Here is a 14,357-nt window from a genome sequence, read left to right on the forward strand (position 1 = left end):
CACGGTAGTGCCCGCCCTTCCAACAGCCGATTCGAATACGCTTCCCCAATCAGGGGAGAGACCATAGGCTTCCTCGCCCCTCTCCTTGGATGCGACGCGCTTGAATCACCTTTTCAATAACCTGGATGGTTCTCCCTTCTTTGTCGGCCGCGCAGGAGAGATCGAGGCGATCGACGAGAGCCTCATCAAAACGGGCATCGTCGAAATCGTCGGTCTGGGAGGAACGGGTAAAACCACACTCGCGAACGCGTACACGACCATGCGCCGGGAGCGTTACGGTGATCGGATCATCCGGTATCAGGCCTATTCCGGTGCGGGTCTCAGCAGCTATGTCTATAGCTTGGCGGATAGTTTCAGGGGCCTGGAAGGCCCACTGCTCTGCATCGTCGATAGCGCGGAGGTACTCGAGCCCGGCGATACGATCGAAGCCATTCGCCGCCTCGAAACCGGACCGTGGATCGTCCACTTCATGATCCTCAGCCGGGTTCGGCTGGGTATCGGAACGACGATACCTCTTGATGGTCTCGTCTACGATTCCTTCCAACAGCTCCTTCGTCGCGCGATCGGCTACGATCAGTTCAGCGACATGGATGTTACCCAGCTCTGGAAGGACACCGGCGGATCGCCGCACCTCCTGAAGACCCTGCTGTCCGCCTGGAGTCTCGATCGTAACCGACCCATCGGCACACTCGGCCAACTGCTCGAGCCGTTGAACGTGCCCGGCATTCTCGGTCCCGACGGAAGACCTGTTCGTCGGGGATCGGACCGCGAGCAGGCGGTCATTGAGCGCGTCCAACTCGTAACCGGCGAAATGCTGCACCGGATAGCCATGCGTCCGGACCTCGTTTTCGAACTGGACTCACGCCAGTTTGAGGAACTCGCTGCCGAGCTGTTTTCCCGAGAGGGTTTCGAGGTCACATTGACACCCCGGACCCGGGATGGCGGCAAGGATCTCTATCTGGCCCAACGCCGGGGCTTCGCGACGTTCCAATACGCGGTTGAATGCAAGCGTTACCATCCAAACCGCCCCGTCGCCGTCGACGTCGTTCGAAAACTCGCGGGCGTGGTGAATGGCGAGCGGCTCAACGCCGGCATCGTGCTCACGACCTCCCGTTTCACGAAGGACGCCTACAACGTGGCGGCCCAGTATCGGTACCAGATGTCGCTGAGCGATTTCACGACGCTCAAGACCATGCTCGAGCCCTATGGATCAGCCTATCGATAGGCTCGTTCGGGGAAAGGCTTGCCCAGCCTCGATCCCGTCGAGCTCGACGGCCCTTCAACGAAATCCCTCATTCGAGCCACAGCGCCATGGGTGGCGGCCCGACAATCCCCGCTGGCGGTAATGCGGGACAAATATTGGCCTGCAAAGGAGGCCGCCCCAGGAGCGGCCTCGCAAATATGGCCGTGATGCCGCGCTTGCGCAGGACGGCGCACGCCCCGTCGCTCTTGGGCATATCGCGCCGGCCCGGCCGTTCGAGGGACGAGCAAATTTATCGTCAGCCGATCGATACCAGCGCCATTGTCGCCGCGATGGGCTGATGCAGCCAGAACTCCCGGCACGGTCGACCCGCCGCGGATTGGAGCGCGCGCGCATAAAGCCCGGCCTGCCCCGCGAAAGCCCGAAGCCGCTCCTCGTCGAGATCAATCACCCCGGGGAAGCTCTTATGATCGAAGATGACGAACCCCTCGTCCGTGTCCACAAGCAGATCGAGACGCCCCGCGATCACCTGACGATCCGCCAGTGCGTGAACAGGCCATTCCCGCATGATCCTAGCGCCCGGGAATCGCTCGCCGAGGAAGTGATGAAGCCGATCCGAGGCCAGGACCAGATCGGCTGGAGCCATTTCGGGCACATGCCAGCGATCGAGCAGCCACGCCGCGCGCTCGAGGCGGATCGCCCGATCTGCCGCGACGTCATCCTGGGCGAAAAATCTGTGGCAGGCCTCGCCGAGCGCAATCATGTCGGGGTTGCCGACCAGAGCGATCCGGTCGCCCAGCCGCTGGCGCTCCGCAAGCCCGACCTCACCTTCATGGCGGACCGCGCTGGGATTGATCCGCAGCGGCAAGTGCTCGACTGCAGGCCATGTCCCCGGGCCATATTCCGGCGACGTCATCTCGTCCGCTGCAGGCGCGGTCGGCGCGGCTCCCCGGGCCGGAAAGACGGTGTTGCCTATCGTCAGGGTCGGCTCGGCGGCACGCACGTGAGGCGCGCCGTCCAGTCCGCACAGTTCGTCGAGCCAGAACGTGGGGCGACCTGTGAGAGCGAGAATCTGATAGTCGCGGGCTCGGGTCATCCCGACGTATAGCAGTCGCGTGCGCTCAAGACGCTCGGCATCCAGCGCCCGCATTCCTTCCGGACTGCCAGATGCCACGGCGTCCAGGCCGACATCCTTGGTCTGTTCGCCATAAGGCCAGGGCCAGTAGTGGAGCACGCGGCCCTCGAGGGGCGCGCGCCAGTCCGGCGCACTCTCATTTTCAGCCGCCAGCCTGAACGGCGAGCCTTTCGCTTCCGCCTCCAGTTCCGTCAGGATTGTGACCGGCCATTCCAGACCTTTCGCACCATGGTAGGTGAGGATCTGGATGGCATCAGGGTGCAGACTCTGCGGCTGTGCCGCCTCCGCCTGGTCGGAGAGCCATCGGCAAAGCCCCGTCAACGTCGCCGCCTGCCGTTCCGTCCGGCGCTCATTCTGATAGTCTTGGCTGAGCACTCTCAGCGCTTCGAGATTGTGCAGCCGCTGTTCGATCGAGCCCCAACGTCCAATCAGTTCCGGCAAACCCTGGACGTGGAGAACGGCGTCGAGCGCTTCAGCTGGGGTCAGCTGAAAGACGCGGTCCCGGATCGCCTGCAGCGCGCCCGCAAAGGGGATGCAGCCGGCGATCGCCGGGCCGGCATCGGCTTTGAACGCGGCCGCCAACCAGCTTTCATCATCGGCGGCAAACCGCGCCACTTCGGCTGACGCGACGCTGTCGCTCGGGTCGGCAACCCACCGGAGCGCGGCCAGCACCAGTTCGATCTCGGGCTGATGAAGCAGACCCTGGCGCTCGACCGCCACCCGCAAGCCCTTGGCACTCAGAGCACGCGCGAATTCCGCGACCTGCGGATTGCTGCGACACAGGATGGCGATATCGCCGCCACGCAGGGCCCGCGCGCCAACGTCGCGCGGGACGACCGGCCACGTCTCTCCTTCGGCCAGCAAGCCAGCAATCTGGCCCGCGAGGGCCTCGGCTCGAATCTCCTTGTTGCTTCCCGCGATCGACCAGGCGGCAAATGCAGGCGGCATGTCAGGCACTTCCGGTCGCGCCCAATCTTCGGAGAAGGCGATCTCCTCCTGCGCCATTCCGGCGCGCGTAAAGTTCGGCAGAAACGCCGCGTTGACCGCAAGACACAGCGACGGACGTGAACGCCAGGAACGCTGCAGATAGCGAACGGTCCCCGACGTATCGGTGGTGATCTGGGTCGCCGCGGCGCGCGTCAATTCCGGATCGGCATCGCGAAAGCCATAGATCGACTGCTTCGGATCGCCCACCCACACGGACTGCGGCGCAATCCGGGCTAGCTCGGAGAAGATCGCAATCTGGATGGGGCTCGAGTCCTGGACCTCGTCGACGAACACCCCGCCGATTAGCTCGCGCAGGCGCGTTTCGTTCGCCGGATCGCGCAGAATCTGGAGCGCCAGCATCTCCTGATCCACAAAGTCGATCAGACCATGCGCTTTCTTGTAATCCGCATAAGCATCGAGGCAGTCGGCGGCGCATGCGAACTGGAGCCGGATAAAGTCGGCGATATCGGACCGCAGCCGGGGATGCCGGAAGTGGACCGCCGCGGCATTGATGACCGCATCGAAAAGCGGCTTGTCAGCCTTGGTGGCGCCGAGTTTGCTAAGACGGGCCCATTCGACCCAAGGCAGAAGTTCTCCTCGATCGAGGATAGCGATCGCCGCCTCGATACGCGGCACATCCTTGTCCATGGTCGTTTTCTTGAGCGTTGCCCGCTGCGCGGGGGTCAGCGCCGTCGCGCAGGCGCGCACCGCCGCTTCGAGTGCTGCGTCCAGACCCTCGGGCGTCTCGCCCGGCTCTGCTGATGGTAGCAGCGCGAGCAGACTGGTCGTCGAGCGCTCTGCTGATCGCACTAACCCGTCGCGGTCGATGCCATTGGACCGTGCCGCATCAACGATGCGGCGTGCCGTATCCTGCCATCCCCGAATCTGCCCGCGCGGACTGGCCCGATCGCGATCGGGGATGCTGAGCCGCTCGGCCAGGAGATCCATCTGACCGATCCAGGCGGTCATCAAGTCGCCGGTCGCGCGCGCGAACATCACGCTCTGACGACTCTCCTCGATAACGTCAGCGGTCGGCGATCGACCGAGCTCAAACGCGAATTCGCTGATGAGCGAGCCGCACACGCTGTTGACGGTGCCAATCCGGGCAGAGAGCAGCGCCGCCGCCTGATCAGCCCGGCCGTTCCTGATCAACGCCGTGCGTATGCGTCCCGACAACTCGGCCGCGGCCTTCTTGGTGAAGGTCGTCGCCAGCAGCCGGTCCGGCGCCAGCCCGGCTGCAATCGCCGCCGTGATGTCCTCGACCAGGGTGTAGGTCTTGCCGGTTCCCGCAGATGCGATGATCGAGTCGACGCGGCCATAGGTCGTGCTCATCGAAGTCCCCTCACGCGGCACAGAGTCTGATAATCGCAGCGGTCGCAGCGGACCTCGCGAATAAGGGTCACGTCCGCCGGAATGAGAGCGTTCGCGCCCTCGACGCCAGCGGCCACGAGCGTGCCGTCGGCGGCTGCGTCGCGCCAGCCCGCCCAGCTGGCGGTGATGGCGTCCCACGTTGCCGGAAGCGACCGCGTACCGTCCGTAGCTCGCCCTATCAGCCCTGCATTTGCGAGCGTCAACAACTGGCGCTGGTTGAGCATATAGTAACCGGCCCGATAGGGACCGGCCCCGGTGAGAGCCGCCCCATAGGTCGCGAGCTGGACCGCCTGTCCACTCTTCAGCTCCTCGATCCGGCTCTTCGGATTGCGGGTCCATTTGAGATCAACAATGACGGCCTCACCGCGGTGATCTCGCGCGACGAGATCGATCGCCCCCCGCACGGCCAACGCCTGCTCGAAGGTCGCGCTGATCTGATGCTCCGTCGCCTCGACCGTCAGTTGGTTGGCCTCGAGACTCTCGGCGAGCGCCGCCATCGCGGACGGAAGCCGTCGGCGGGCAAAGGCGAGGCCACTTGCAAACGAGGGATGACGCAAAGGCGCCGCGAGCCGGTCGATCGCGCTGTCGAGCAACTCGACGGTACGGACCTGCGCCACCATCGGCGCCGGAGGCTGCCCCGGAATGAAAATCTCGCGGGCCAGAGCGTGCGCGAGATTGCCGAGTAGGCGATTTTCGTCCGGAATGGCACGAGCACGGCCCAGGCGGAGACGGGCTACGTGGCGCAGCGCCCACATCAGCTGACACGAAAACAGGTTCTCGAACGAGGTGGCTGATTCAACCTGCCCGTCGAGCCTCTCGGCGAAGCCGGGCGGCGTGGTCCATTGGGCGCGCGACGATGGCAGATTTCCGCTCGTGATCGCGACCCGCTCAAGCGTTTCGCCGGCGAGCTCCTGTTGCTCGCTGGCCAACGCAGCCTCCAGCCGCAGATGGTCGGCACCATCCTTAATCGCGACCGCGAGCCGATGGGCGACAGGGTGTCGGTTCGCCTCGTCATGAGCCTCCAGACCCGCGCTGACGAAGAGCAGGCGCCGACGACAATTCAAGATGGCGCGTTCCCAGGCCGCGCTCAGAGCGAGGCCCTCGCGCTCCGGCTCGTCCAGTCCACAGCCGCGACCAGCGAGGAGTGCCCGTTCAGCGACGGTCCACGGCATGCGGCCGGCACCCTCCCGGGTGGCGGAGAAATTCCACCACAGCACATCATCGACTGGGCCCCAGATCGCACCCGGATGCGAGACGGCCCGCCACGGCGCGGCCTCGGCGATGGCGGCCGGATCAGCCTCGCCCGTATCGAGCGCCTGGTCGATCACCCTCTCGATCAGTGTGCGGGGCAGCAGGGGCCGATCGAGGGACAGGAGCGCCGATCGAACATCGCCCGCAAGGCTGGCCGTCGAGAGATAGAGCGAGTCACCACCGTTGGCATGGCGGGTCAGCGCCCAACTGATCGTGCGATCGCAGATGGCCACAGCCTCGGCGACGGGCATCCCTTCCACAGGGTCCCACACGGAGGGCTCGGCCCAGGCTCGCCAGCGCGTGAGGCGCTGCGTCACGGCGGCAGCCGCCTTTGCATCCTCAGCGGCCGCATGTTCCTCGGCCTCAATCGTGGCCCAGGCGTCGGCCCACTCCGAGCTGCCCCGGCCCGGCGCAGCTTCAAGAGCATCGGCCAGTCGCCCGGCCACGCGTCCCGCGATCGGCGAGTTCGCAAACAGCAGCAGTTCCATGAGCGCGTGGGGATCGAAGGGCGCCCACGAGATCTTGAACCCCAGCAGGAGAAGCTGGAGCGTGCCGCGATGCGGCGAGCGCCTGCTCCGACCCGCGCGCGGCTGACGCGCTGTCGCAAGGCCATGGTCGAGCAATTGGCTATCACCGTCCTGCGCGATGAGCGCCATCACGCCGTCCCGATCCGCCGCAACGCGCGCCCATTGGCCGATTATATCGGCCGCGAGTAGACCGCTCGCGGCGCTCGCGAGGGTGATCGAACCGTCAGGGACCGTCGGCGCCGCAGAATCACCCATCATCCAGCGCTGCATCTGGCCCAGCGCCGTCCCGGCTGCGGCGGCGGGGGTGACCGGCATCGACTCGATCACGACGCCTGCAGCCTCGAGCGCGTCCAGCAAGTTTCGCCACCCGATGCTGTGCAAAGGTTTCGGATCAATCAAACGCACCCGGCGGATCGTTCCAGCGATCGTCGGACGAATACGAGGCAGGATACGGCGGAGACGATCTGCGACACCTGCGGGCATATCGTCTGCGAGCCGTTCAGCGGCGGCTAGGTCCGCGATCCGGCCCGCCGGCCAGTCGTCCGATGCCGACCACCCGGCTTCGACCAGCATATCGCGCCAGGCGAGCAGCGTCCGCGCGCTGCTCCAGCCATCGACTGCGAGCGATGCTGACCAGAAGCGATCCGTGCCGGCCGCGGCCAACGCAGCTTGCCACGCGGCAATCCGCACCAGAAAAGCTGCGGGCGGCTCCGAGAGGCCGACATTCGTTTCAACTATGTCGAGCAGACCATGCGGTCCAACCACTGGTGCACCGAGCGTTCCATGACCATCGCCGCCATGATCGGGCGATGCCCCTCCGTCAGCGTAAAGGCCGAAGACGATATCCATAGTTTCTCTCCCGCCCCTAATGACTGGATCGCTTATGCCCAGCAAGGTCAAATTATTAGGCCGAATAGGATCGGATTATTTGACTCGGATGGCCGCCCGGTCCCTATAGATGACAATCAAACTGACGGCATAAGGCGGATCATGCTGGAGCAATAGCGCTTCTCGGTGTCAGCGCAATCCCATCCCTCTCCCCCAAGCGTTGACTTGCTCAAAGGCGTCCCGCTGCCATTCGTCCAGATCGCGGCCGTCTAGGATGTCGGAGCCTTCGACGAACTTTTGCACGCAGGTGGGACCATACGCTCGACAGGCAGCTTCGTGACCTTCGCCAACTGTGAATAGGGCGTCGTCATCTGGCAGATCCAAGCGTCAAACCATCGCGAGCCGCGCATCCTCATCCCAGCCACGGATGGTCCGACGACAGGACGGGGCGCGCGCGAAGTGCCGCCTCGACGGCTTGGCGATAGTGAATAGTCTCGCGGCGCTCGGCCTCCGCGAACGGCACCGCACCCTGACGAGATTTAGCGGCTCGAGCTAGGCTCCGCGTCCGCCGCCTCGCGAGGCAGCGGCTTCGGAGACGTTACATACAGACGATCAATCAGATAGTAGAGCGCCCGGACCGTGGTCGTGAAGACGCTCGACAGCACGATGTTCCCGCCAAGCAGCGGAACCGCTCGCAGCCATCGCCTCGGAATGCTGACCTGCGTCCCTGCTAGCGTCCTGTGCACACCCGGTATGTGCTTGAACCAGTCGGACACAGTCACGCAGCCGATCGCGATGATCGTCACGATCATCGACATGAAGGCCAGATAGCCGAACATCGCGCAGACATATTCGCGGCGCGTCAGGCGCTCACGCTCTCCATCCGCCACGGGCAGCAGGATCGGGCCAACCTCGATCACCTTGTCGAGGCCATGAATGTTGCGGGGAAAGGTCGCGACCGCGACCAGTCCTGCCACGTAGAAACCGGTGAGTACCGACGCGAAGGTGCCGATCTTGTCGACGAACCCGTCCTTGTGGAAGAAGTTGGCTCCCGGGATCAGCAGGAACGGCGCCGACATCAGCACGACGAGGGCAAGCATCCCCGGCAAATCCCGCCATACCAGACGACGACCGCGCGCATCCTCAAGGACAAGGTAGCGCAGCGGGAAGCCGGTGAGCCCCATCGCCGTCAGCCCTTCGCCATGAGCTTCTTGGCGGCCTCGATGAGCTCCGGCACCACCTCCATCGTGCAGGGCGGGAGATCCCGGCTCACGAAGACCTGTTCGGCACGCACGAACATGATCTCCGCCGCCTCCGCCTCCCGCTCGAGCTTCACCGTCCTGTGGCGGTCGTCATCCAGACTGAGGTCCAGAGACACGTCGTCCCACGCATCTTCGCGAACCTTGTTCGCGAACTTGACCAGCCCAGCCAGCCACTCCTTCGAAGTCGGATCCCCAACGATCTTATACCGCAACCGCTCGAGCGCCGGCTCCGCGATGCCCTCGCTGTCAGGCGCGTCGGGGATCTTCGTGCGGGTAAGCGTCAGGTAGTTTATCGACCCCTTGTTCTTGAGCGTATCGGTCAGATTCTCCGATTTGTGCCCCAACGCCTTGAAGGTGGAATAGGTCTCCTGCTTGTTGCCCTTCCGGTCCTCATACGCATATTTGTATTCGTTGAGCGCGCCCGCGATGATCTGCTTCACCACGCTCAGGCTCAGGCCGGGCATCTCCTCTAAGGCTGCGTTATACGCTCCCGCATCGAACGATCTGGTGTCGATCACCAAGTGCGCCGAAACGGTCTGCTCCTCGTCGCGCTCCTTCGTGGTCTGACGAAGCGACACCTTGTCCTCCACTACCCTCCGATATGCGGGGTCCGCCGCGTCCGGGCTCGTCCGGTGGAACAGCAGCGTCAGGAGCTTCGCCCGCGCGTCGTGGACGATGGCGATGAGGTCGACGTCGTCCCCGTTGGGCTGCTTCACCGTCACCTTCTTGTTCCTCTGCGCCACCCGCAGGGCCTCAAGGACCGACAGCTCCCCTTCCGTCGCCGTCAACGGCAGGGCGTAACCACTCCGCGCCCGCGGCGAAAACCGGAACTGATAACGCCGTAGAAAACGGCTACGCTTCTCAATCAACTCATCACCCCCGAACCCGGAACGAGCACCCTCTATTTGAGTGTATCCCCGATCCGAAGCGATATCACGCCGAGGATGGATCAATTCCGAACGCTTAACAGTCCTTGCCGACATCGATCGTAAGTGAATGAACGATGAGTTCACGCTTCGCGCCCTCTCGTCCCGGCCGCCTCCGCGCTAGGCCTGACGTCAACCGTCATCGGCGCGCGTTGCGCGTCGTCCAGTCGCCCCGCACGCAGCGCGCGCCGCATTCTCCGCCATAGTTCTCGGCGGCGAGCCACCGCAGCTCGTCCGCCTTCTCCCCGGCGTCGACGTCCCTCGACCAGCACCGTCCGGGCGCGTCCCAACGGTAGCCTCGCGCCCGCAGGATATCCTTCGCCCCGAACGGCGGCGCCGCCTCGACCCGCTCGCCCCCGTTTTTCCCGCCAGTTGTAGCGTCGCTCATGGTGCACGACGGGGTAGATCGGCAATGCGAACGATCGGCGCCTTTTGGGCTGAAACAGCAAGCAGCTCACTATCGTGTTTTCGGCGCGAAGCCGCCGGCAGCTCGCGACCAATACTTGCCGCTCGCCGGAGCGCACGAGAACGACCGCCCCTAGTAGGAACGGCCGCTCAACTTATATGAATCGGACCATCATCTGAGCGCCCAAACCTTGTCATTTAGGCCGCGTATCGACGAGCCCGAAACCGGCCATCCTGCATCTTCGTCCAAGATTGCAGTCGGACGATATATTTTGGAGTCGATCGATCAAACAATCGATAGGTTAAATAAGCACAAAACCAGAACAATAGCGATATTATTTGCCAATAATTACCCTGAATATTGGTAACCGTATTTGGGAGGCGAAACATCTTTCAGGCCAAATGTAAAATAATATTTTCTGGATGCTCGCCAACCCCTTCGGAAGCTTGGCAGGGTGAAATCGGGCTTTGGCTCACCTCTCCAATTCGTCGGGTCAATCCACGTTCCCAAAATGAGTTCTCTGGCGCTTGGATTGAGTCCGGCGGTACCATATCTCGATAGCAAGATCTTGTTTCTCTTGCGAAGCGCTCTCTTTATGGAATTTGCCAGCCATCCATCGAGCATCGCTAGAGCTTCCTGCTTATCGAGAAGCGCGTAAAAGCTCATCAAGCCCCTCATTTTCTTAAGCTTTTTTCCATCAACAAGCATTGCAGCTAGCTCGGCCTCGCTTAGACCGCCATAGAGATAATTGCGAATTTCAGATATAAGACCCAAAAGATCCCAATCGTACTTCGCCGTAGCACCAACTCGATATGGATTAAATCCGACCCGATCGATGTAATGAATTAGATACAAATTTATCAGTCGAGATAGTCGTCTCTTGATTCTTTTAATAGCACTCTCAGACAATACCAAGCCATCATTGACAAATCTGTATCCTAAATAGTCAATGTGATCAAATGTCCTTATCTCCCCGTCTTTTTTTGCCAAAAGAGCAATACCGGGAGACTTTTTGTGATTTATTGTAATTCCCGTATCCGAACAATGTTGGTTGAAACAAGATTCAATTGCTACAGCACTCTCATAGCTTCCGCATACAGCGGTAACATCGTCGGCGAACCGTACAAATTTGCCCGGCATTTTCTCCAGCCGAACATCGAGACCATGGTTGGCCAAGTTTGCTAGCAGGAGAGAAACGGACGAGCCTTGAGGTGTTCCACGCCGTCTAGTCTCGAATGAGCCGGAGCTATACTGCTGCCTTTGGGCAAATTTATGAAACATAAATTCTCGCACGGCCGCCTTCTCGGCGGACGTTAGAGCGAGAACTCCTCGATCATTCATCAGATCTTGGAGGTATGCACTTGGTATAGATTCGAAGTAATTTGAAAAATCCACCTGAACAGAATACACTTTATCGGTTGAAGTAATGTATCCACGAAGATCGAGTACGGCATCAAATATATTTTTGTCGGGATGATAAGCAAAAGAATGGGGCGAGAAGCGCTTTAGATTCCTTTCCCGGATGCGACGCATAAGCACGTTTGCAAGCGCCGAGTCTGGTATGGAAAAGGCCATGATATCCCGCTTTCCGCCGCCGGGTTTATCAATCTGGAAATGAAGAGCGGGTCTTGGCTTGTAGGTCTCATTTTGAACTTTATGCCATATCGTCTTGGCAAGAAAGTTCGCGTTCCGTTTACAGAACGTCGGATCAAAGTGGCGGTCTGGCCAACTTGGCACAGTCTTTGAAGACGTGCCTGGTATCATATTTGTCCGCTTATGGAATTGATCCCGATGCTTTTCAGCGGTCTTTTCCCGAGCGGCTAGCCTAGCAAAGAGGCGATCAGAGAGTAGCTTGATTTCTCGTTTGATCGCGGTCTGCATAAACGCCACAATATCCAGAAATTCGGCGGGGATATAAAAGAAAAATTTCCACCTTGGCTTTTGGCTTCGGTGTTCTCAAGGACCGCACCCGCGCAGAAGTTGGTTGCGTACGCCCCTCAAGGCATAGGAGGCCATCGGCATCCTGTTATCTTGTCCCCGCCTCGGCTACTACGCCACTGAAACGACCAAAGCCGGGTCAGCTGTTCGTGTCAATATGTGCAACCCGTGGATGCGCATTTTCGTTCAAATCTGTGCCCATTGGGATCCGGTGAGCGATAGGCAGACCCTTTCAACCCTTCTGGCCTAGTTCCAACTTGAAGCGCCAGATTTTCGCGATCTATCGCCGTTAGGCGGTCAGACAGAAAGCGGCTAAGGCCTCCATCGGTATAAAGGGCCATGACGAGTAAAGGAAAGCAAACGCTGCCGCGCTTTGGTGTGTTCGATGTGCATTCGGGAGCCCGGGTTGGCACATTCAGCCTCGATATCGCGAACGATCGTTTCGTAGGATCCAGTTCCACTGGCGCCCCCGACATTCGTACTGCAATCGGAAGGGCGCTCCTCGCTTTCGAGGCCGCAGGGCGTCCAGCGGACATCACGGATCCGACGGCATGGCTTGAGTCCCTCTTCAATGTTGAACTGGATAAGATCGGCTTGATCGCACGCCAGATTGCCCGCGACGACATTGTGTTCAACGCGCGCCTAGACCCGCCGAGCGGCAGTGTCGTAGGCCGGATTAGCACGGCAGAGGGAGTGGAAGCATTGTCGCCTGAGATCCGAAGGGGACTCGGCCGCGCGATCAAGGAGGCGGCCGAGGCATTCTCCGCCCAGCTCGCATCCAAGGTTGCGACCGCCGTGTCGAACGGGAACCACAGGGAGGCGTCCAGGCTCCTTGAGGAGGCAAGGACGAGCGGCGGTCTGAGCCCCGCTCTAGGTGAGAAGTTGGGCGATGCGCTGGCCGGGGTGGATGCCTCAGCCCTGAAGCCGGACGAGGCACGCCGTCTCCTGCTCACGCGTGCGGCCATCTTTCACCGTCTCGGTCGCCACGATCTTGCCGCCGGTGATGCGGGAAGACTGCTTGCCGACTGCACAGACCTTAAGTCCGCGGAGGTGCATGAGCTTCGCAATCTCGAAGCGATTGGACATGCAGCGGCCGGGAGCGTCGAGGCGGCCGCCACGATCTGGTCCGAGCTCGCCTACCGAACGCCGAACGTAAGCGCAGCGACGCGAGGCATGGCGCTGCGCAATTTGGCTGGGGTGACGCCTCCTACAGATGTCAACGTCCTCTCGATGTTCGAGGAGAGCCACGACGCCTTCCTTGAGGCGGGGCAGCGGACGGAAGCTGCAATCAGTCTGGTTCGACTTGGACATGCGCTCGAACATCACGGTGGCGAAAAGGCCACCAAGGTCCTGGACAAGGCTGCTGAGCTTCTGGACCGGCCGGACCTCGTCGACGAGGCGCTCCGGGCTGGACTGCACTACGCTCGAGCCCGAAGGCTCGAATCGCTGGAGCGCAGCCCGGAAGCACTGGCCGCCGCAGTCGCTTCGGTCGAAGCTCGCCGGCCCTTGGTGGGCGAGGAGGATGGATTGCTGGCCTCACTCGTGGTGGCGGAGAGATTGGCGCGAGAATTGGGCGACAGGCGCGCGGACGACTTCGCAGCCGAGGCGAATGCACTGCAGGCCGAGGTCGCCATCCCGCGCTTTTCCCTTGATCGCATCATGGACCGCCTCAGGGAAAAGTGGCGGGAGGAGGATGCTCGTGGGGTCCGCGACCTCCTTGACCGCATCGGGGAGCCCGCAGTGACGGTGGCGACCCAGACCGCGCTGATCGTCTACGAGCCCGCCCAGACGGTTTCGGCCAAGCTCGCAGCCTTGGAGGCGCTCCATGAAGAGGCGCTTGCGACCAACCTCCACCCGTCGCTGCTGACGCCGACGAGGATCGCCCTGGCCGGGCTCCTCGGCGATGCGGATCAGGGCCGTAGAGCAATAACATGGCTCAAGCGAATCCTGGAGGACCAGCCACTAGCGCGAAACGTTGCATCCCTTCTAATGGAGCGCCTGCGAGCAGAAAGGAGCTGGGCGGAGGCGCTTGCAGTCGCGACTCGCGAGGTCGTGCTGAAGGGGGAGAGTGTGCCACGGCTCCTTGACCTAGGGGAATTTGCAAACCAGGCCGGTTTCCCCGAGGATGCGGTCCGGGCCGCTGCAGCCGCCAAGCGCCTCCCTATCGATCCGGCTGGGCGGGCACGCGCCACCGCGATTTTGGAGGCTGCGGTCGAGGGTGGAGCGACGCTTGCGCCCTCAGTTCCCGAAGCCGTCGCTCGGGTCACGACTGGTGCGTTGCAGGAAGCGCTCGAGCGGTTTGCATCTAAGACCGCCTCAGACTACCGAATGACCTACTGGAGACCGGGTGAACGTCCGGGGACACACAAGTGGACGTCTCATCCTGAGCGTTACGCTAAGTCACAGATCCGGGCGTGGCTAGATGCCTCGTTCCATGGAAGAGTGACGATCATGGACGAGATTCTTGCGGGCGCTGGGCGGTTGGACCTCATCCTGCAGCTTGCAGGAGGACTGCGCGTCATTCT

At 61.9% G+C, this 14,357-nt stretch carries 8 protein-coding genes; 2 read left to right on the forward strand and 6 right to left on the reverse strand.

Annotation, left to right across the window (positions count from 1 at the left end; genetic code table 11):
• Window positions 1-85 precede the first annotated feature (85 nt).
• On the forward strand, window positions 86-1,225 hold the full coding sequence (locus ST3T6A_RS20675) for a restriction endonuclease (protein ID WP_157602300.1): 1,140 nt from the start codon (window positions 86-88) through the stop codon (window positions 1,223-1,225).
• Window positions 1,226-1,499: 274 nt separating this feature from the next.
• Here ST3T6A_RS20675 and ST3T6A_RS0101640 read toward each other — a convergent pair whose 3' ends face one another.
• The 6 genes from ST3T6A_RS0101640 to ST3T6A_RS21020 all read right to left on the reverse strand — a co-directional run bounded on the left by ST3T6A_RS0101640 (window position 1,500) and on the right by ST3T6A_RS21020 (window position 11,775).
• On the reverse strand, window positions 1,500-4,655 hold the full coding sequence (locus ST3T6A_RS0101640; RefSeq protein WP_019831144.1) for a UvrD-helicase domain-containing protein: 3,156 nt from the start codon (window positions 4,653-4,655) through the stop codon (window positions 1,500-1,502).
• Window positions 4,652-7,321 (reverse strand): PD-(D/E)XK nuclease family protein, encoded by a 2,670-nt coding sequence (locus tag ST3T6A_RS0101645; protein ID WP_037537420.1) that lies wholly within the window; start codon window positions 7,319-7,321, stop codon window positions 4,652-4,654. Before ST3T6A_RS0101645 ends, ST3T6A_RS0101640 begins: the two co-directional genes overlap by 4 nt.
• Before the next feature lie 518 nt (window positions 7,322-7,839).
• Window positions 7,840-8,484 carry a hypothetical protein gene (locus tag ST3T6A_RS0101650; RefSeq protein WP_019831146.1) on the reverse strand — a complete coding sequence of 215 codons (645 nt, stop codon included), beginning with the start codon at window positions 8,482-8,484 and terminating at the stop codon, window positions 7,840-7,842.
• A 5-nt stretch (window positions 8,485-8,489) separates the two neighbouring features.
• Window positions 8,490-9,350, reverse strand: a complete 861-nt coding sequence (locus tag ST3T6A_RS0101655) for a hypothetical protein (RefSeq protein WP_019831147.1) — start codon at window positions 9,348-9,350, stop codon at window positions 8,490-8,492.
• A gap of 277 nt (window positions 9,351-9,627) precedes the next feature.
• A complete protein-coding gene (locus tag ST3T6A_RS0101660) occupies window positions 9,628-9,876 on the reverse strand; it encodes a hypothetical protein (RefSeq protein WP_019831148.1) in 249 nt (82 codons plus the stop codon).
• 366 nt (window positions 9,877-10,242) lie between these two features.
• Window positions 10,243-11,775 (reverse strand): reverse transcriptase domain-containing protein, encoded by a 1,533-nt coding sequence (locus ST3T6A_RS21020; protein WP_083937289.1) that lies wholly within the window; start codon window positions 11,773-11,775, stop codon window positions 10,243-10,245.
• Window positions 11,776-12,426: 651 nt separating this feature from the next.
• Between ST3T6A_RS21020 and ST3T6A_RS0101665 the strand changes: the two genes are divergently transcribed.
• A partial coding sequence (locus ST3T6A_RS0101665) for a hypothetical protein (protein ID WP_157602303.1) occupies window positions 12,427-14,357 on the forward strand: 1,931 nt, incomplete at its 3' end.

Source organism: Sphingomonas sp. PR090111-T3T-6A, from assembly GCF_000383095.1.
Taxonomy (GTDB): domain Bacteria; phylum Pseudomonadota; class Alphaproteobacteria; order Sphingomonadales; family Sphingomonadaceae; genus Solisphingomonas.

Excerpts from the sequence above, each read along its gene's own strand:
- ST3T6A_RS0101645 (WP_037537420.1), bottom strand. The coding sequence starts at position 7,321 with ATGGATATCGTCTTCGGCCTTTACGCTGACGGAGGGGCATCGCCCGAT.
- ST3T6A_RS0101660 (WP_019831148.1), bottom strand. The coding sequence starts at position 9,876 with ATGAGCGACGCTACAACTGGCGGGAAAAACGGGGGCGAGCGGGTCGAG.
- ST3T6A_RS0101650 (WP_019831146.1), bottom strand. The coding sequence starts at position 8,484 with ATGGGGCTCACCGGCTTCCCGCTGCGCTACCTTGTCCTTGAGGATGCG.
- ST3T6A_RS21020 (WP_083937289.1), bottom strand. The coding sequence starts at position 11,775 with ATGCAGACCGCGATCAAACGAGAAATCAAGCTACTCTCTGATCGCCTC.
- ST3T6A_RS0101640 (WP_019831144.1), bottom strand. The coding sequence starts at position 4,655 with ATGAGCACGACCTATGGCCGCGTCGACTCGATCATCGCATCTGCGGGA.